General features: G+C 66.7%; 14 protein-coding genes. 4 read left to right on the top strand and 10 right to left on the bottom strand.

Features of this window, described 5'->3' with window-relative positions; translation table 11 throughout:
* Positions 1–44: 44 nt before the first annotated feature.
* Complete coding sequence (locus DR843_RS03180) at positions 45–875, bottom strand: SGNH/GDSL hydrolase family protein (RefSeq protein WP_146202471.1); 831 nt, start codon at positions 873–875, stop codon at positions 45–47.
* A gap of 121 nt (positions 876–996) precedes the next feature.
* On the opposite strand from DR843_RS03180, the gene DR843_RS03175 reads away from it, so the two are divergent.
* Positions 997–1,872: a 3-methyladenine DNA glycosylase gene (locus DR843_RS03175; RefSeq protein WP_109684074.1), complete on the top strand. Its 876-nt coding sequence runs from the start codon at positions 997–999 to the stop codon at positions 1,870–1,872.
* Here the strand turns inward: DR843_RS03175 and cimA are convergent.
* The 3 genes from cimA to DR843_RS03160 form a co-directional block, all read right to left on the bottom strand.
* Positions 1,832–3,415, bottom strand: coding sequence for a citramalate synthase (gene cimA / locus DR843_RS03170; RefSeq protein ID WP_109684073.1), 1,584 nt, complete (start codon positions 3,413–3,415; stop codon positions 1,832–1,834). The genes DR843_RS03175 and cimA overlap by 41 nt on opposite strands.
* Before the next feature lie 335 nt (positions 3,416–3,750).
* Positions 3,751–4,845 (bottom strand): branched-chain amino acid aminotransferase, encoded by a 1,095-nt coding sequence (locus DR843_RS03165; RefSeq protein WP_109684072.1) that lies wholly within the window; start codon positions 4,843–4,845, stop codon positions 3,751–3,753.
* 9 nt (positions 4,846–4,854) lie between these two features.
* Positions 4,855–5,913, bottom strand: coding sequence for a 3-isopropylmalate dehydrogenase (locus DR843_RS03160; RefSeq protein WP_109684071.1), 1,059 nt, complete (start codon positions 5,911–5,913; stop codon positions 4,855–4,857).
* A 154-nt stretch (positions 5,914–6,067) separates the two neighbouring features.
* Between DR843_RS03160 and DR843_RS03155 the strand changes: the two genes are divergently transcribed.
* The gene (locus tag DR843_RS03155; RefSeq protein WP_109684070.1) at positions 6,068–8,056 is read left to right on the top strand and encodes an acyltransferase family protein; all 1,989 of its coding nucleotides are present in this window, start codon (positions 6,068–6,070) and stop codon (positions 8,054–8,056) included.
* Positions 8,057–8,088: 32 nt separating this feature from the next.
* Positions 8,089–9,780 carry a type III PLP-dependent enzyme gene (locus DR843_RS03150; protein ID WP_109684069.1) on the top strand — a complete coding sequence of 564 codons (1,692 nt, stop codon included), beginning with the start codon at positions 8,089–8,091 and terminating at the stop codon, positions 9,778–9,780.
* Here DR843_RS03150 and ilvC read toward each other — a convergent pair.
* The 5 genes from ilvC to DR843_RS03125 all read right to left on the bottom strand — a co-directional run bounded on the left by ilvC (position 9,753) and on the right by DR843_RS03125 (position 17,076).
* Positions 9,753–10,772: a ketol-acid reductoisomerase gene (ilvC, locus tag DR843_RS03145; protein WP_172461511.1), complete on the bottom strand. Its 1,020-nt coding sequence runs from the start codon at positions 10,770–10,772 to the stop codon at positions 9,753–9,755. The two genes, DR843_RS03150 and ilvC, sit on opposite strands and share 28 nt — an antisense overlap.
* 41 nt (positions 10,773–10,813) lie before the next feature.
* Positions 10,814–11,326, bottom strand: a complete 513-nt coding sequence (gene ilvN, locus DR843_RS03140; RefSeq protein ID WP_109684067.1) for an acetolactate synthase small subunit — start codon at positions 11,324–11,326, stop codon at positions 10,814–10,816.
* Positions 11,326–13,101: an acetolactate synthase large subunit gene (locus tag DR843_RS03135; protein ID WP_281268888.1), complete on the bottom strand. Its 1,776-nt coding sequence runs from the start codon at positions 13,099–13,101 to the stop codon at positions 11,326–11,328. Before DR843_RS03135 ends, ilvN begins: the two co-directional genes overlap by 1 nt.
* Before the next feature lie 525 nt (positions 13,102–13,626).
* Positions 13,627–15,330, bottom strand: coding sequence for a dihydroxy-acid dehydratase (gene ilvD / locus DR843_RS03130; RefSeq protein WP_109684066.1), 1,704 nt, complete (start codon positions 15,328–15,330; stop codon positions 13,627–13,629).
* A gap of 39 nt (positions 15,331–15,369) precedes the next feature.
* Positions 15,370–17,076, bottom strand: coding sequence for a tetratricopeptide repeat protein (locus DR843_RS03125; protein WP_109684065.1), 1,707 nt, complete (start codon positions 17,074–17,076; stop codon positions 15,370–15,372).
* A gap of 82 nt (positions 17,077–17,158) precedes the next feature.
* Between DR843_RS03125 and DR843_RS03120 the strand changes: the two genes are divergently transcribed.
* Positions 17,159–17,785 carry an MOSC domain-containing protein gene (locus DR843_RS03120; RefSeq protein WP_245933965.1) on the top strand — a complete coding sequence of 209 codons (627 nt, stop codon included), beginning with the start codon at positions 17,159–17,161 and terminating at the stop codon, positions 17,783–17,785.
* On the opposite strand, the gene DR843_RS03115 is transcribed toward DR843_RS03120, so the two are convergent.
* On the bottom strand, positions 17,782–18,111 hold the full coding sequence (locus DR843_RS03115; protein ID WP_146202470.1) for a hypothetical protein: 330 nt from the start codon (positions 18,109–18,111) through the stop codon (positions 17,782–17,784). The two genes, DR843_RS03120 and DR843_RS03115, sit on opposite strands and share 4 nt — an antisense overlap.
* Positions 18,112–18,197 lie beyond the last annotated feature (86 nt).

The raw sequence follows: 18,197 nt of genomic DNA, 5'->3' as shown, positions 1-18,197 counted from the left end.
GGACCACGCAGTCCGGCCGGTGCACACCGGCCGGACGGCGAGGCTCAACCCAGTTGCTGTTGCACCGCCTGGGCCAACGTGGCGTAGCCGGTGTCGTTGGCGTGAATGTCCCCGCGCACGCACATCCAGGTCCAGGAGCAGATCCGGGCGACGTTGGTCGGCACGCTGCCGATGCCGGGCACGGTCGTGCGGGTCCAGATGTTGTTGCTGTCGAACGCCCCGGCGACGTTGGCGGTGCGACCGCCGACGCTGGCCGATGAGACACCGATGATGGTGTTCAGCACGCTGGCCAGCGGCATCGACAAGATGGCGACCGTCTTCGTGGACGGCTGCAGGTACGCCGCCAGGAACGGGTTGTAGTAGTTCAGCACCACGATCCGGGAGGTGGGCGCGTGCTGGCGCAGCGTGGCCAGGATCGCCGGCAGATTGGTGCCCACGGTGCCCAGGCCGTTGCCGACGCACGTGAGGTCCAGTTGGCCACCGGGCACACAGGAGTCGATGTCGTTGGCGCCGACGTCGATCGTGATGACACCGGCCGTGCCGGCGTGAGCGTCGAGGAACGCAACGGCGGCGGCGTCCTGGCTGCTGCCCGGGTAGCAACGGTTCGCCGTCTTACCCAGGTAACTGCTGGTCGTCTCGCCCGAGCACGCGAGGTTGGTCAGCGGTGCGTTGAGCGCGGCCGCCACCCGACCCACGTAGCCACCGGTTTTGTTGTCGCCCAGTCCGGGTTGGTAGCCAGCGGCAAGGGAGTCACCAAGCGCGAGGTACCAGCCCGGCTTCGGTGTCGAGGCATGGGCAGCACCGGGATTCACCAGTGCCGCACCGAAAACGAGAGCCAGGATGCTCATGAAGATCAACGTCACGCGAGTACGCACAGAACCAGCGATCCTTCCGGTCGGCGGCCACCCGAAATGTGGCCTACCTCACAGTAGGTTACGGCCAGCGATCGCGCGCCCGTTCCGCGCGTCGACACTCGTAGAATCAACGCTGATCACCATGGACATCTGGCAGCAGCGACAGGCAGCGCATCATGCGCGGGTCGACGCCTTGGTCGACCAGCATCTGAGTCGGCGTGAGGAGGGTGTGAAACACCCCGTCGCCGACTTCCTGTTCACCTACTACTCCTTCCGGCCGGCCCAATTGCGCCGCTGGCATCCGGGGGCCGGGGCGAAGGTACCGCTGACCGCACCCCACGGGGACTGGCGCTTCTACACCAGAGGCGAGCACTCGGCGTACGTCGACCTTCCGGACTTCCTGGCCCACCGCGGCTCGAGCGTGGCGTTCGTGCGGGACCTGCTCGTGCGGACGGCGGATCGGCCGGCGCAGTTCGGTTGTTTCGGGTTGCACGAGTGGGCGATGGTCTACCGCGCCGGCCGCGACGGTATCCGGCACACCGACTGGCCGCTGCGCCTCGGAGCCGCCGGCACCGACGACGTCGTGCGCGCTCATCACCTCAAGTGCACCCACTACGATGCGTACCGGTTCTTCACCAAGCCCGCCAGATCGCTGAACCTGACCGTGCTGCAACGCGATTCGCAGGTCAGCATGGAGCAGCCGGGGTGTTTGCACGCGACCATGGATCTATACAAGTGGGCCTACAAGCTGACGCCGTTGCTGCCCAGCGAGCTGGTCGTAGACTGCTTCGAACTGGCCACGGAGGTGCGGGTGCTCGACATGGAAGCCTCGCCCTACGATCTGCGCGACCTGGGCTATGACCCGGTGCGAATCGAGACTCCGACCGGGAAGGCTGAATACACCCGTCGCCAAAGGGCGTTCGCCGAGCGCGGGACCCAGTTGCGCCATGCACTGATCGCCGCGATCGACCACGCGCTCAGCGCGGCTGGACCCCTGCCTTCAGCAGTCCATAACTGAACGAGTCGACCAGCGCCACCCAACTCGCATGCACGATGTTCGGGGCGACGCCAACCGTGGTCCAGGTGTTCTGCGCGTCGCTGGTGGTGATCAGCACGCGGGTCGTGGCGTCGGTGCCCCGGTCGGCGTCCAGGATGCGCACCCGGAAGTCGGTCAGTTCGAACTTCGCCAACTCCGGGTAGGCGTCGGCCAGCGCCTCGCGCAGCGCGTGGTCGAGAGCATTGACCGGACCGTTCCCCTCACCGGTTGCCACCCGGCGCCGACCCGCAGCCTGCAGCTTCACGGTGGCCTCCGACAAGGCGTCCTGGCCGCCCGAAGCTGAGTCGATCAGGATCCGCCAGGACTCTTCTTCGAAGTAGTGCAGCACCTCACCGGTCGCTTCGGTGCGCAGCAACAACTCGAACGACGCGTCGGCCGCATCGAAGGTCCAGCCCTGCTGCTCAAGCTCTTTCACCCGCGCAACCACTCGACCCAGCAGTTGCGGGTCGTCGCTGAGGTCGTATCCGAGTTCGCGGCCCTTGAGTTCGATACTGGCCCGGCCCGCCATATCGGACACGAGCGTGCGCATCGAGTTGCCGACCAGCGCCGGGTCGATGTGCTGGTAGAGGTCAGGATCGACCTTCAGGGCGCTGGCGTGCAGACCGGCCTTGTGCGCGAACGCGCTTGCGCCGACGTAGGGTTGGCGACCCATCGGCGCGATGTTGGTGACCTCGGCGATGGCGTGCGACAGGTGCAGCGCCTGGGCGAGCGCCTCAGGCGCGATCAGGTCGTAGCCCAGTTTGAGTTGCAGGTCCGCCGCGGTGGTGAGCAGATCGGCGTTACCCGTCCGCTCGCCGTACCCGTTGACGGTCCCCTGCACGTGGGTGGCACCGGCCCGTACGGCGGCCACCGAGTTCGCGACGGCGCAACCGGTGTCGTTGTGCGCGTGGATCCCCAGGCGCGCTCCGGTTTCGGCCAGGACGTCGGCGACGACCGCCTCGACCTGGTGCGGCAGCATGCCGCCGTTGGTGTCGCACAAGGCGACCACCTCGGCGCCGGCCGCAGCAGCTGTCCGCACAACCGTGAGGGCGTAGTCGCGGTCCATGTGGTAACCATCGAAGAAGTGCTCGGCATCCAGGAACACTCGACGGCCCTGGGAGACAAGGAAGCTCACGGTGTCCTGGATCATGGCCAGGTTCTCATCGAGGGTGGTCCGCAACGCGTCGGTGACATGTCGTGCGTGAGACTTGGCCACCAGCGTGACCACAGGCGTCTGCGCATCCAACAGCGCCAGAACCTGTGGGTCCTCGCTGGCCCGGCCGCCCGCACGGCGGGTCGCACCGAAGGCGGCCAGCACGGCACCGCGCAACGTCAGTTCATCGTGAGCGCGCGCGAAGAATTCGGTGTCGGTCGGGTTCGCACCCGGCCAGCCGCCTTCGATGAACCCGAAGCCCATGGCATCGAGGTGTGCCGCGATGGCCAGCTTGTCGCTAGCGGTGAGGTTCAGGCCCTCTTGCTGGGCGCCGTCGCGCAGCGTCGTGTCATATACGTGCAGGTCGCTCATCGTCTTCTTCGTCGCTCGGTCGTTCGCGGGTAGTGCTCACGTATCGCCGGATCCCTCCGATCGCCTCACGCCACCCGGGGTGTCGGTGGACATGAAAAAACCTCCCGGGGTAACGGGAGGTTGCGCGTCGGAGGAGATCCGACGCGCTACGCGATAATGACGGTGGTCGTCAACACGTTGATCAGCGTCTCACCGGGATCAATCCGGCGTCCACGCATTGAAGCGGCCATCTCATCATCTGATACATGGCTTCTGGATCTGCGCAGGTTATCGACAGATGCGCGGGTAACAACCCGCGCATCTGTGGCTAAACCGCGCGGATCCGGGCCGCGGCGTCAGACCAGCCGGAACAGCCAGTCGTGGGAATCCTCCAGCTGGCCCTTCTGGATGCCGAGCAGCGTGCTGCGGATCTTGTCAGCCACCGGTCCGGCGGTGCCTTCCGGACCCATGGCGAGTTCGCCGCCCTCCCAGACCAGACGGCCGACCGGAGTGACGACCGCAGCGGTCCCGCAGGCGAACGCCTCGGTGATCTGCCCGGACTCGACACCTTCTCGCCATTCGTCGATGCTCACCCGGCGCTCCTCGGGCTGCAGATCGAGGTCCTTGGCCAATTCCAGGATGGAGTCCCTCGTGACGCCCTCCAGGATCGAACCCGTCAACGCTGGGGTGACCAGGCGGCCGTCGGCATAGACGAGGAAGAGGTTCATCCCGCCCAGTTCCTCGATCCACTTCTGCTCGACCGAGTCCAGGAAAACGCTCTGGTCACAACCGTGCTCGCTGGCCTCGATCTGAGCGGCCAGGGAGGCGGCGTAGTTGCCCCCGCATTTGGCGGCCCCGGTGCCACCGACACCGGCACGCGAGTAGTGCTGGGAGATCCACAGCGACACCGGCTTCACCCCGCCGGAGAAGTAGGCACCAGCCGGCGAGGCGATCACCGAGTAGGTGACGCCGAGCGCCGGTCGAACGCCAAGGAACGACTCCGAGGCGAACATGAACGGCCGCAGGTACAGGCTGGACTCCCCCGCCTCGGCGCCTGGGACCCACGCCTCATCGATGGCCACCAGTTGCTTGAGCGACTCGAGGAAGGCTTCCTCGGGGAGGGCCGGCAGAGCCAACCGGGCCGCGCTGCGGGCGAATCGCGCCGCGTTGGACCGGGGCCGGAAGGTCCACACCGAACCGTCTTCGTGGCGGTAGGCCTTGAGCCCCTCGAAGATCTCCTGGGCGTAGTGCAGCACGGCCGCACTCGGATCCAATTCCAGCGGCCCGTACGGCTTGACCTGCCAGTCGTGCCAGCCCTCTTCGGGGTTCCAGGTCGCGACCACCATGTGGTCGGTGAAGGTCTTGCCGAAACCGGGGTCGGCCAGAACTGCAAGCCGTTCGGCCTCGGCAAGGCGGTCGGGTCGTTCCGTCACGGTGAACTGCTGAGCCATGCCGAAAGCCTAGCCCTGTGCCGCCGCGGCGGCGATGGCGTCACCGACCTGGCTGGTGCTGCGGACCGCGTCACCCCGGCCCGCCAGGTCCGCGGCCACAGCCTGCTCGATCCGCTGCGCTTCATCGGCCCGGCCAAGGTGCTCCAGCAGCATCGCGACGGACAGGATGGTCGCGGTCGGGTCAGCCTTGCCCTGACCGGCGATGTCGGGTGCGGAGCCGTGCACTGGCTCGAACATGCTCGGCGTCGTGCGGTCGGGGTTGATGTTGCCCGAAGCCGCCAGACCGATGCCCCCGGTGACAGCAGCCGCGAGGTCGGTGACGATGTCGCCGAAGAGATTGTCGGTGACGATCACGTCGAAGCGGCCCGGGTCGGTTGCCAGGTAGATCGTCGCCGCATCGACATGGGCGTAGGCGGTGCTGACGTCGGGGAATTCCTGTCCGACCTCTTCCACGGTGCGCCGCCACAGGTGACCGGCGTAGGACAACACGTTGTGCTTGTGCAGCAGCGTCAGCTGCTTGCGCTCCCGGGTCTGGGCACGGGCGAAGGCATCCCGGACCGTGCGTTCCACGCCGAAGCGGGTGTTCACGCTGACCTCGGTGGCCAGTTCCTGCGCAGTGCCGACGCGCAATGCGCCACCGTTACCGGTGTAGGGGCCCTCGGTGCCTTCGCGGACGACGACGAAGTCGATGCCGTCGGGGGCGACTCGGGCGACATCCAGTGGCGAGGACACTCCGGGGAACAGCTTCGCCGGGCGCAGGTTGATGTAGTGGTCCAACTCGAAGCGGATGCGCAGCAGCAACTGCCGCTCGAGGACGCCGCTGGGGACGGTGGGGTCACCGATGGCTCCGAGCAGAATGGCGTCGTGGTCGCGCAACTCCTGCAGAACGGAGTCCGGCAGCGTTTCACCCGTGGCGTGCCAGCGCCGCGCACCGAGGTCGTACTCGGTGCGGGCCACCTTCGCCGTGGTCACGGCATCGAGGACCTTCAGACCTTCGGCGACTACTTCGGGGCCGATTCCATCGCCAGCGATGACAGCCAGATTCACGGTTTCGGCAGAATTCGACATGTTTCTAGCGTAGGACGGCGTCTTGCCATTCGATATGCAGGTCTCGCAATGAGAGACACGAACGAGGTGCCGGCGTAGCTCATTCGGACCACTTCTCACCGGTTTTCCGGCATTGCTAGCGGTTGTGGTCTACGTCACTTACCATTGCGTAGCCATGACTAGCGCAGCCCCGATCTCGCCTGTGGCTAGTGCCGCTCCCCCATCGCGCAATGCTCATCGAGTCGCCGCCGAACGGCCGCTGCGCAGCCACCGTCCTGCACTGGACGGCGTCCGAGCGCTAGCCGTTCTTCTTGTGATGATCTATCACGCCACCACGCACCAGCCCCGCGGAGGCTTCCTCGGCGTGGACGTGTTCTTCGTGCTCTCGGGCTACCTGATCGCCGGGTTGTTGATCAAGGAGGACTGGACCTGGGGCTCGATCGATCTGGTCGCCTTCTACATACGACGCGCCCGCCGGCTGTTCCCCGCACTGATCGCCGAAGTCCTGGCCATCGCCGCTGTGTGCCCGCGCGTGCTCTCCGAGCAGGCGGTCGTCGGCATGCGCGGCGACGGGTTGGCCACGCTGTTCTACGTCGCGAATTGGCGATTCATTGCCACCGGGGACTCCTATTTCGCGCAGTTCGGCGACCCCTCGCCGTACCGGCATATGTGGACCCTCTCGATCGAGGAGCAGTTCTACCTGATCTTGCCCCTCCTGCTGATCGCCTTGATCGCACTCACCAAGGCGAACCTGAGGTACATCGCCGGCGCCCTCATAGCACTGGCCGCGCTGTCCGCGGTGTGGATGTGGACGCTGTACGTGCCCGGCGAGGATCCGTCACGGGTCTACTACGGCACGGACACCCGCGCTCAGGACCTCCTGCTGGGCTCGGCGCTGGCCTGCGGGATGACCCTGATCAGCAAGAACCCAGGGGGCCAGCGGGCGCGGCTGATGACCCTCATCGGCGCACTCGGGTTCGGTGTCGTGGTCGTGTGTTTCCTGGCCCTCGCCGAAGATCAACCCTTCCTGTACGGCGGTGGGTTCCTGGTCTTCTCCCTTGGCACCTGCGCGTTGATCGCCTGCGTTGAACTGAACCAGCACGGCCCGTTCGCGCAATTGTTCGGCTTCGCGCCGTGGGCCTGGATCGGCAGGATCTCCTACGGCCTGTACATCTACCACTGGCCGGTGTTCCTGGTGATGAAGCACTCCGCGCTGAGCGGGCCGGCCCTGTTCGGTGTCGAGTTCGCCATCACCTTCGTGCTTGCCGCACTGTCGTACTACCTGCTCGAACAACCGATCCGCCAGCGCGGGCTCAAACCATTGATCGGGCGCAAAGCCGCGGTCACCGTGGGTTGGCTGTGTCTGCCCGTGACCGCTGCCCTGACAATGGCCCTCACGCCCGCGGCGACTGCCAGCAGTCTGGTTGTCGTGGCCAAACCCGGTCAGGGTTCCGATATGGGCACCCTGAATCCCACTGCGGCCATGAGGGTCCTCGTCCTCGGCGACTCGGTCGGCTTCTCGTTGGGCTACGCCTTTGATCAGAAGGCGTGGCCCAAGGTCCAGGTGACTGGCGACGTCATCTTCGGCTGTGGAACGGCCGAACAGCACCTGGCGATCAACGGCGTCGATCAGACACCGAATCCGACCCAGTGTCAGGACGTGTTCGCCAAATGGCCCGCCGACGTCGCGAGCGACAACCCCAACGTCGTTCTGTGGTCGCTCGGGGGTTGGGAAGTGTATGACCACGTCGTCGACGGAAAGATCCTGAAGGTCGGCTCACCCGAGTACGCGAACTACCTGACCTCCAGACTCAACCTGGGCCTGAGCAAGCTGGGCTCGACCAAGATCGTGATTCCCAACGTGGCGTGCTACGCCCAGGCCAGTTACATCGTGGACGGTCAGGACATGGCGCCCAACCGCAACGATCCCGCCCGCGCCAGCGCGGTCAACAAGATCCTCGACAACTTCGCCGCCGAGCATCCGCAGCAGGTGCACATCTTCAACGTGGCCAGCAAGCTGTGCCCCGACGGGTCCCCGAAGCTGAAGGTCGATGGGGTGCAGGTGCGAAGCGACGGCGTTCACTACACCCTCGACGGAGCCCGGCTGTTCTGGACCTGGGTCATGCCGACATTGCAGAAGGTCACCGGTATCACCGTCGACTGACCGTGCCTCCTGGCTGCCAGGAGGTGTGCGGCATGGCTCGGATCAAGACGGTGGTCCTGCGGTATCTGCCGGCGGAGGTTCTCGCCCTGGCCGGCATGGTGCTCGGGTGGTGGCTGGGCACGCGCTGGACGCAGTCGCCGTGGTTGATCGCAGGTATCGTCACGATCGCGGAGAACGTTGGCTTCTACGGTTACCTCGCGGTCGCCGTGTGGCGGGAGCAGACGCCGCAGAATCCGAGCCTGCGACGCCGCTTCCAGCGCACCGCGCTGCTGCTCGGAGCGGAGTTCGGGCCGGCGGAGGTCGTGGACTGCCTGCTGATCCGGCCTGCCTTCATGACGGCCGCCATCGTGTGGCTGGACAGCACTGGCTGGGGCGTCGCGGTGGGCAGTTACGCCGCTGATGCGGTGTTCTGGACCCTGGCCGGGGCGTCGTACCTGCTGACCGTGAAGTTCGGGTGGCGGCACCGGAGGATGGAACTGGTCCGGGCCGCCCATCCCGCGCAGGCACCGTCCGACCTCTCACCCGACACCTTCCTGGCGCGGCCAGCGGTCGCGAGAACCCTTGCAGTGCAAGGCACGCCGGTGCTCTTTCTCGAACCAGACGTGGTGGCGCGTCGCTACGAAGACCTTCGCCGGGCTCTGCCGTACGCCGAGATCCACTACGCGCTGAAGGCCAACCCGCACGGTGCCGTGATCGACACCCTGCTCGGATGTGGCGCGTCCTTCGAGGTCGCCAGCGTGCGCGAACTCGATGCTCTGCTGGACCGACACGTCGACGTGTCCCGCGTCATCTACACCCACCCGGTCAAGTCCCCCGCCGATATCCGGTACGCCGTCGGCTGCGGGGTGCGGACCTTTGTGGTCGACGCACCTGGGGAGATCGACAAGCTTGCGGGGTACGACGTGTCCGTCCTGGTGCGCCTGGCGGTGGACAGCAGCGCCGCACAGATCGACCTGTCGGCCAAGTTCGGCGCCTGCCCGGACCTGACCCGGGATCTGGTGTTGGCCGCCCACGGGGCCGGACTCACGGTCGCGGGGCTCAGCTTCCACGTCGGCAGCCAACAGTGCGACATCGGCGCGTACACGGCGGCAGTCACCAGTGCGCTGGCCCTGATGGATGAACTGGCTGACCTCGTGCCGATGGACACCTTGGACATCGGCGGCGGGTTCCCCGTTGCCTACGACCGCCCCGTGCCGTCGATCGAGGCCATTGCGGCGGCGATCACTGCGTTACTCGAGCCGCGTCTACCGCGGTTGCGGATCATCGCGGAGCCCGGGCGTTTCCTGGCCGCAGACGCCATGACTCTGGTCTGCAGCGTGGTCGGCACCGCGGAGCGCGAGGGGCGCCCGTGGTACTACCTCGATGACGGCGTGCACGGCTCGTACAGCAACGTGCTGCAGGAACGGATACGCCCCCCGATGCGACCACCGGTGTGGGGCAGCCTGGCTCCGTCGGTACTCGCCGGACCCACGTGTGACTCGATCGATGTGGTCGCCGACGGCATCCTGCTGCCGCCGCTGGAGGCGGGCGACCGGGTGGTGAGCCCGACGATGGGTGCCTACACCGCCGTGACGGCAAACGGTTTCAACGGCATCGCGCCGACTGCGATCGTGGCGCTGCCCGCCGTACGCCGTCTCAACGCAGTGCGGCCGCCTGCCCCCACGGTGGGGAACAGACGGCCGCTATCGGCGCTGCCTCAGCGCGCCGCCGAGCCCTCGACGTAGTCCTCATCGCGGCTGCCGGACCAGGAGAAGTGCGAACGCAGTTCCTTACCGGTGGCCTCGATCGGGTGACCGGCCTCAGCCTCACGCAGCTTCAGGAACTCCGGTGCGCCGGCGTCCTGGTCGGCGATGAAGCGCTCGGCGAAGGCACCGCTCTGGATGTCGGCGAGCACGCCCTGCATGCGCTCCTTGACCCCAGCGTCGATGACGCGCGGGCCAGAGACGTAGTCGCCGTACTCCGCGGTGTCGGAGATCGACCAGCGCTGCTTGGCGATGCCGCCCTCCCACATCAGGTCGACGATCAGCTTCAGCTCGTGCAGCACCTCGAAGTAGGCGATCTCCGGCTGGTAGCCGGCCTCGGTGAGGACCTCGAACCCGGCCTGGACCAGGTGCGACATGCCACCGCAGAGCACCGACTGCTCACCGAACAGGTCGGTCTCGGTCTCCTCGGTGAAGGTGGTCTTGATGACGCCGGCGCGGGTGCCGCCGATCGCCTTGGCGTAGGACAGCGCCAGGTCCCAGGCCTTGCCGGTGGCGTCCTGCTCGACGGCGACGATGTCGGGAATGCCTCGGCCGTCGACGAATTCGCGGCGGACGGTGTGCCCCGGCGCCTTGGGGGCGACCATCGCGACGTCGACACCCTCGGGCGGGGTGATGTAGCCGAAGCGGATGTTGAAGCCGTGGGCGAAGAAGATCGCGTCACCGGGCTGCAGATTCGGCTCGATGTCTTCGCGGTAGAGGATCCGCTGCACCTGGTCGGGGGCCAGGATCATGATGACGTCGGCCTCCTGCGCGGCCTGGGCGACGGGTACGACGCGCAGCCCCTCGGCCTCGGCCTTCGCGGCGGACTTGGAGCCCTCGCGCAGACCGACCCGGACGTCGACGCCCGAGTCGCGCAGGTTGAGGGCGTGCGCGTGGCCCTGGCTGCCGTAACCGATGATCGCGACCTTGCGGCCCTGGATCACCGAGAGGTCGGCATCGTCGTCGTAGAACATTTCAGCCACAGCTGGGTACTCCTTTGTGAGTGTTATGCGGTTCAGGCGCTCTTGCGAGCGCGGTCGGTGATGGATCGGCTACCCCGCCCGACGGCCACCAGGCCGGACTGGACGAGTTCCTTCACGCCGTACGGTTCAAGCACTTCGAGCAGCGCGATCAACTTGTTCGGTGCCCCGGTCGCCTCGATGACCACCGAGTCGGCGGTGACGTCGACGACGTTGCACCGGAACATCTGGGTCAGCTCGAGGATCTGGCCACGCGTCGTACCGTCGGCGCGCACCTTGATCAGCACGATCTGGCGCTGGACGGCGGCATCGGGTTCCAACTCGACGACCTTCAGGACCTCGACCAGCTTGTTGAGCTGTTTGATGACCTGCTCCAGGACCAACTCATCGACGTCCACGACGATGGTCATCCGCGAGATCTCAGTGTGCTCGGTCTCGCCCACCGCGAGGGAGTCGATGTTGAAGCCGCGGCGCGAGATCAGGCCGGCGATCCGGGCGAGCACACCGGGTTTGTTCTCCACCAGCACCGAGAGCGTGTGCTTGGCCATCAGTCGTCCTCACCTTCGGATTCGCGGTCCCACACCGGGGCCATCGAGCGCGCCACGGTCACCATGTCGTTGCTGACACCGGCCGGCACCATCGGCCACACCATGGCGTCACGCTCCACGACGAAGTCGATCACGACGGGAACGTCGTTGATCTCCAGCGCCTTGGCGATCGTGGCGTCGACGTCCTCGGCGCGTTCGCAGCGCAGTCCGACACAACCGTACGCGTCGGCCAGTTTGACGAAGTCCGGGACCCGGGCGCCGATGGCCGTGTGCAGATCGGTGTTGGAGTAGCGCTCGTTGTAGAACAGCGTCTGCCACTGGCGCACCATGCCCAGACTGGAGTTGTTGATGATGGCGACCTTGATCGGGATGTTGTTGATGACGCAGGTCGCGAGCTCCTGGTTGGTCATCTGGAAGCAACCGTCACCGTCGATCGCCCAGACCGTCCGGTCCGGTTCGGCGGTCTTGGCGCCCATCGCGGCAGGCACCGAGTAGCCCATCGTGCCGGCGCCACCGGAGTTCAACCACGAGTTCGGGCGCTCGTAGTCAACGAACTGGGCCGCCCACATCTGGTGCTGACCGACACCCGCAACGTACGTCGCGTCCGGGCCGGTCAGCGCACCGATCCGTTCGATGACGTACTGGGGTGACAAACCCTCCTCGGGAGTCGTGTAGCCGACCGGGAAGTCCCGCTTCCAACCCGTCGTACGCTCCCGCCAGGGGGTGAAGCGGCTGGGGTCGATGTCGTCCTTCAGCGCCCCGATCAGTTCGCGCACGACCTCGTCGATGTCACCGACGATCGGCACGTCGGCCTGGCGGTTCTTGCTGATCTCGGCCGGGTCGATGTCGGCGTGGATCACCTTGGCCTCGGGTGCGAACGACGCGAGATCACCAGTCACCCGGTCATCGAACCGCGCGCCGAGCGTGATCAGCAGATCAGCCTTCTGCAGTGCGGTCACGGCCGGAACCGACCCGTGCATCCCGGGCATCCCGAGATGCAGCGGGTGGGTGTCCGGCACGGCGCCGCGCGCCATCAGCGTGGTCACCAGCGGGATCTGGGTGAGCTCGACGAGCTCCTTCAGAGACTCGCTGGCCCCCGAGCGGATCGCTCCTCCCCCGATATAGAGGACTGGCTTCTTGGCCGCGCGGATCAGTTCGGCGGCCGCTTTGATCTGCTTGGGGTGCGGACGCGTCACCGGGCGGTAGCCCGGCAGATCGACCTGCGGCGGCCAGGAGAAGGTGGTCTTGGCCGTCAGGGCGTCCTTGCTGATGTCCACCAGGACCGGGCCGGGTCGGCCGGTCGCTGCGATGTGGAACGCCGCGGCGATCGCGGATGGGATCTCGTCGGCGTTGGTGATCAAGAAGTTGTGCTTGGTGATCGGCATCGTGATGCCGCGGATGTCGGCCTCCTGGAAGGCATCGGTACCAATGGTCTTGGAATTGACCTGACCGGTGATCGCCACGATCGGCACCGAATCGAGGAACGCGTCCGCGATCGCAGTGACCAGGTTGGTGGCACCCGGACCGGAGGTGGCCATGCACACACCGACCTTGCCGGTGGCAGAGGCATAGCCCTCGGCGGCGTGACCGGCGCCCTGCTCGTGTCGCACCAGGATGTGGCGGACCTTCACCGAGTCCAGCAGCGGGTCGTAGGCCGGCAGGATCGCGCCGCCGGGGATGCCGAACACGGTGTCCACGCCGACGGACTCCAGCGACAGGACCAGACTCTGCGCACCCGTTACCTGGATCGGCGGGGTCGGAGGGGTGTCCGGCAGCGCCTGCGGGACGTCTCCGGCGCTGCGGTCACGCGCCTTGTGCTGCAAGGGCGTCACCTGGGCCGGGCTCGGGATGCGGGACGCCGCCTTGGGGGCCTGCACATTCGTCACGGTGGTCACCTGTTCTTGGTCTGCTGGGTCGGTATGGCGCTCGCGGGGCATAAAAAAACCCTCAGCCGCTGGGGCAGTGAGGGTAGGCGCGCTTGCTGATCTGGTCAGCTTGCGCGCTTGCGGAGTACGAGAATGCGTGCCACGTCAGTCAGTGTGTGCCTCGGGTCGCCAGATGGTCAACATGATGAGATGCGAATCTCACTATTCGGTCATGTGTCGTGCAGCCGCGACTCCTCACGGTTTGGAAGGCGCTGCACCTCGATACCGACATCCGAGGTTAATCCAGTTCCAAACTCCAGACGCCGGTGGCAGAACGCTCGCTATTCGTCAGTCGCAGAGCCCATGCTGCGACTCCTCGACCTCACACTCCGGCGCCCTTCGCTGCGCTCAGGACACCTCCGCGCTCGCTCTTCGTCAGTCGCAGACCGCCCCGCCCGAAGCGCTGCCCACCAGCTTTCGATACTTGGCCAGCACCCCACGGGTGTACTTCGCCTCTGGGTGCTTGACGCCCGACGTACGCCGATCGGCCAGTTCCGCGTCATCGACCAGGAGGTCGAGAGTCCCCTGCGCGACGTCGAGGCGGATGCGGTCGCCGTCCCGCACGAACGCGATCGGGCCTTCGTCCACGGCTTCGGGAGCTACGTGTCCGACGCACAGACCCGTCGTACCCCCGGAGAACCGGCCGTCGGTCAGCAGCAAGACGTCCTTGCCCAGCCCGGCACCCTTGATCGCGCCGGTGACCGCGAGCATCTCGCGCATCCCCGGCCCACCCTTCGGCCCTTCGTACCGAATCACGACGACGTCGCCGGCCTTCAACGAGCCGTCCTCGACAGCATCCATGGCCGCCCGCTCGCCATCGAAAACCCTTGCGGTGCCTTCGAATACGTCGTTGTCAAAGCCAGCAGACTTCACGACAGCGCCCTCGGGCGCGAGTGAACCTTTCAGGATGGTGATCCCGCCGCTGGGGTGGATCGGCGATGCCATCGCACGCAGGACCTTGCCGTCGACGTCCGGCGGGCGGATGTCGGCGAGGTTCTCGGCCATCGTCCTACCGGTCACGGTGAGACAGTCGCCGTGCAGCAGACCCGCGTCGAGCAAGGCCCGCATGACGACAGGCACGCCACCGACACGATCGATGTCGGTCATGACGAACGCACCGAACGGTTTCACGTCGGCCAGGTGCGGCACCTTGGCGCCGATCCGGGCGAAGTCGTCGATGCTCAGGTCGACATCGGCCTCGTGGGCGATCGCGAGCAGATGGAGCACCGCGTTGGTGGAGCCGCCGAACGCCATGACAACGGCGATCGCGTTCTCGAAGGCCTCCTTGGTCATGATGTCGCGGGCGGTAATGCCCTTTCGCAGGAGTTCCACGACCGCCTCCCCTGACTTGCGGGCGAACCCGTCGCGGCGGCGGTCGGTCGCGGGCGGGGCGGCGCTGCCGGGCAACGACATCCCGATCGCTTCGGCGACCGAGGCCATCGTGTTGGCGGTGTACATCCCGCCGCACGCACCTTCACCGGGGCAGATGGCGCGCTCGATCGCGTCGACGTCGTCCCGCGACATCAGACCGGCTGCACAGGCGCCGACCGCTTCGAACGCGTCGATGATCGTGACCTGCTTCTCGGAGCCGTCGGAGAGCTTGGCGATACCGGGCAGGATCGAGCCGGCGTAGAGGAAGACGCTGGCCAGGTCGAGTCGCGCGGCGGCCATCAACATGCCCGGCAGCGATTTGTCGCAACCGGCGAGAAGCACTGAGCCGTCGAGGCGTTCGGCACTCATCACCGTCTCGACAGAGTCGGCGATGATCTCGCGGCTCACCAGCGAGAAGTGCATCCCTTCGTGGCCCATCGAGATGCCGTCGGAGACACTGATCGTCCCGAACTCGAGCGGGTACCCGCCGGCGGCGAAGACACCGTCCTTGACCGCCTTCGCCAAGCGGTCGAGCGACAGGTTGCACGGGGTGATCTCGTTCCACGAACTGCCCACTCCCACTTGGGGTTTGGCGAAGTCCTCGTCGGTCAGGCCGACCGCTCGCAGCATCCCTCGCGCGGCGGTCTTCTCCAGACCATCGGTGACGTCGCGGCTGCGGGGCTTGATGTCCGGCGTACCTTCGCTCATAACCAGAGTCTAGGGACGCCGGCAAGGGTGCTGCCTCCTTCAGCAGCCACACCCACAACCACAACCGCAGCCCGGCTCCTGCGCGGACTCGAACACCTCAAGGCGGCAGGCGCACGATGCGAGGACGGGCACGTCGGCGCGCGCGGCCGCTCCGGTGAGCAGTTGTTGGATCACGCGCGCCTCATCCACGCGACCGAGCCGCTCAAGACACTCGTGGTAACCGTGCAGTGCCCAGACGTTGCGCGGGTGGTGCACCGAGCGACTGATCGAGGGATCGAAACCCAGGTCCGCGGCGTACACCTCGGCGGCTTCCTGCACCCGGTCCTGCTCGAGCAATAGGGCACCGAGGGCGTGGCGGGTCGGCTGCATCCAACCCCATGGCTCGTCATAAGGCAGGGCGTCGTCCCGCTCGACGGCCGTTGCCAGCAATGCGAACGCGTCATCGAATCTGCCCTGCCGGTAGGCGATTTCACCGTCCAGCATGGCCGAGGCGACGCCGAGGATGTCTCGCGCGGTGTTGTTGAACAGGTAGCGAGACTCCGGTACCTGCGCCACGGCCTGCTCGAAGTCGACCTGCCCGGCCAGCGCGGCCGGCACGTCACCGAGGGCAGCATGTGCCAGAGCCCGCCCGTAGCGGACCATCGCGGTAGTCGTGCAGTAGAGGGCCCGATCCTGCGGCAACGGTTCCTGCGTCAGTTCGGCCCACCGCCCGAACCGGACGAGGACATGCACACGCAGCGGCACGAACGCCTCGAGCCAATCGGCCATCGGCGGCGATTCGACGGACAGGACCTCGGGAGTCAGTTGGTCCCGCAACTCGTCGGCCGCCGCAATCGCATCCCCGAACCGGCCAAGGAACATCGCGGAGTAGACGATGAAATGCAGGTCGTGCGCACGATAGAGCGAGTAGAAGTTGAACGGACCCTCGCGCTCTACGAACCGTCGATCAGCTTGCACCGCAGCATGATTGGCCACGATGGATGCCTGGTAATCACCGCACAGCACATCGATGTGGCTCGGCATGTGTTGCAGATGGCCCGCGTCGGGCACCAGTCCCCGCAGCAGGTCCGCGCTGGGGATGGCCGCTTCGGGCCGGTCGGACATCTCCAACAGGTGAATGTGCAGGTGCAGCACGCCCGGATGTTCAGTGCCTCCAGGCAACGCCAGGGCCGTGTCCAGCAAGGCCTCGGCCTCCAACGCTCGCGAGCCGGGCGCCGGCTCACCGGTGAGCGGATCCCACAAGGCCCACGCCGTGACGTTGACCAGGGCATCGGCCGCGAGCGCCAGCACGTCCAGGTCGGTGGGGTAACGGTCGGCCAGTGCCACCATCGCATCGGCGTACGCCGCGTGGCCGGCCGGCACTAGCGACAAGTCGTCCGCGTCGATCCCGTCGAACCGGGTGGCGAGGGCGGCCGCGAGCTCGCCGTCCAGTCCTGGTGCCTGGCCAGCCAGCTCGAGTTCGGCGCGCGCTCGGGTCAGCGACGCGGCCAGGTCGAGCGGATCGAAGGCGTCCCACCCCTTGTTGTAGTTGGGGCCGACGGCGTAGGCGATGCCCCAGTGGGCCAGGTGCAACTGTGGGTCCGCTTGCAGGGCTCGTTCGAAACAGGCGATGGCTTCCTCGTGATTGAAGGCGTAGGCCCAGACCAGCCCCCGGTCGAACCATCGCTGCGCGGTCGCTGACGCCGTGCCGGTGGCGCGGCTGTAGGAGCCGAGGTCGAAATAGCCGTCGTCGGCGGCGTCGCGCACACACCCAGGCTACTGAGCGCGTCGATACGTGACCTGGCAATCTCGCTAATCTTGCAGGGTGCGGGATGGTGAGGTGCTGTCAGTGAATCTGGGCGACGTCAAAGCGTTGCCCGGGGTGCGCGGGCGCACAGCGATCGACAAGCGTCCGACAAAGCACATCGACGTACGCGACCCTGGGCCCAAGAAGGGTGGGCTGGGCAGCGGGGTGGTCGGCGACGGGATCGGTAGCCACAAGCATCACGGCGGCTACGCCCAGGCCGTATACGCCTACGCCACAGAGGATTACGCGTGGTGGGCGGCGCAGCTGGGTCGGCCGCTGGAGCCGGGACTCTTCGGGGAGAACCTCACGACGCGCGGGCTGGAGCTGACCAACGCTCTGGTGGGCGAGCGCTGGACGATCGGGTCGGTGGTGTTGCGGGTGGAGGTGCCACGGATCCCGTGCGCCACCTTTGCGGCGCGGATGGGCGAGAAACAGTGGGTACGCCGATTCACCGAGGCCGGGCGCACCGGCGCCTACCTGTCAGTGCAGGTGCCGGGACGTATCTCGGCGGGCGATGCCGTGAGAGTGTCGCGACCAGCCCACGACATCACGTTGCTCGACGCGTTCCGGGCAGTCACCGGAGACCGGGAGTTGGCTCGGCGGGTGTTGGATGCGGGCGTGCTGTATCCGAGCGAACACGAGTACCTCGCGCGTTCGACGAATCACTAATCCGTGCTCGAGGCGCCAAGCGCAGATGACACCTCAACGGCCGCGCTGGTCAGGGTAAGCGACTTCCCGTTGACCTGCATGGTGCAGGCAGCCGTGGCGTGCAGGACGAAGATCGGTTTGGAATCGAGCTCACCGCTGGCCTCGAATTTCCCGTCCCGACCTGCCACTGCCGGGATCGTCAGCTTCACCACATCCTCGGCCTCGAACACGCGCACCTTTACTTGACTGGCGTCCAAGCACTGGCCGCTGACGCGAATCAGACGTCCGGTCAGATCTGCTCGCAGCTCGGGGGTTATCGGTCGGGACGGAGTCGTGGTCGTGCCCATCTCGATTCCCACGCGGTAGGTCGTCGCGGTGTCCGAAGACCCCTCACCGCGGCATCCGGTAGCGGCCATCACCAGCAGTCCGGCAG

It is taken from the genome of Branchiibius hedensis, assembly GCF_900108585.1.
GTDB classification, from domain to species: Bacteria; Actinomycetota; Actinomycetes; order Actinomycetales; family Dermatophilaceae; genus Branchiibius; species Branchiibius hedensis.
Note: the sequence above shows the minus strand (reverse complement) of the source record. Positions and strands in the feature narration are given on the sequence as shown.

What these genes read in the sequence shown, in the direction of transcription:
- ilvC (WP_172461511.1), bottom strand. Translation starts at nt 10,772, where the DNA reads ATGTTCTACGACGACGATGCCGACCTCTCGGTGATCCAGGGCCGCAAG.
- DR843_RS03150 (WP_109684069.1), top strand. Translation starts at nt 8,089, where the DNA reads ATGGCTCGGATCAAGACGGTGGTCCTGCGGTATCTGCCGGCGGAGGTT.
- DR843_RS03175 (WP_109684074.1), top strand. Translation starts at nt 997, where the DNA reads ATGGACATCTGGCAGCAGCGACAGGCAGCGCATCATGCGCGGGTCGAC.
- cimA (WP_109684073.1), bottom strand. Translation starts at nt 3,415, where the DNA reads ATGAGCGACCTGCACGTATATGACACGACGCTGCGCGACGGCGCCCAG.
- DR843_RS03155 (WP_109684070.1), top strand. Translation starts at nt 6,068, where the DNA reads ATGACTAGCGCAGCCCCGATCTCGCCTGTGGCTAGTGCCGCTCCCCCA.
- DR843_RS03165 (WP_109684072.1), bottom strand. Translation starts at nt 4,845, where the DNA reads ATGGCTCAGCAGTTCACCGTGACGGAACGACCCGACCGCCTTGCCGAG.
- ilvN (WP_109684067.1), bottom strand. Translation starts at nt 11,326, where the DNA reads ATGGCCAAGCACACGCTCTCGGTGCTGGTGGAGAACAAACCCGGTGTG.
- DR843_RS03115 (WP_146202470.1), bottom strand. Translation starts at nt 18,111, where the DNA reads ATGGGCACGACCACGACTCCGTCCCGACCGATAACCCCCGAGCTGCGA.
- ilvD (WP_109684066.1), bottom strand. Translation starts at nt 15,330, where the DNA reads ATGAGCGAAGGTACGCCGGACATCAAGCCCCGCAGCCGCGACGTCACC.
- DR843_RS03160 (WP_109684071.1), bottom strand. Translation starts at nt 5,913, where the DNA reads ATGTCGAATTCTGCCGAAACCGTGAATCTGGCTGTCATCGCTGGCGAT.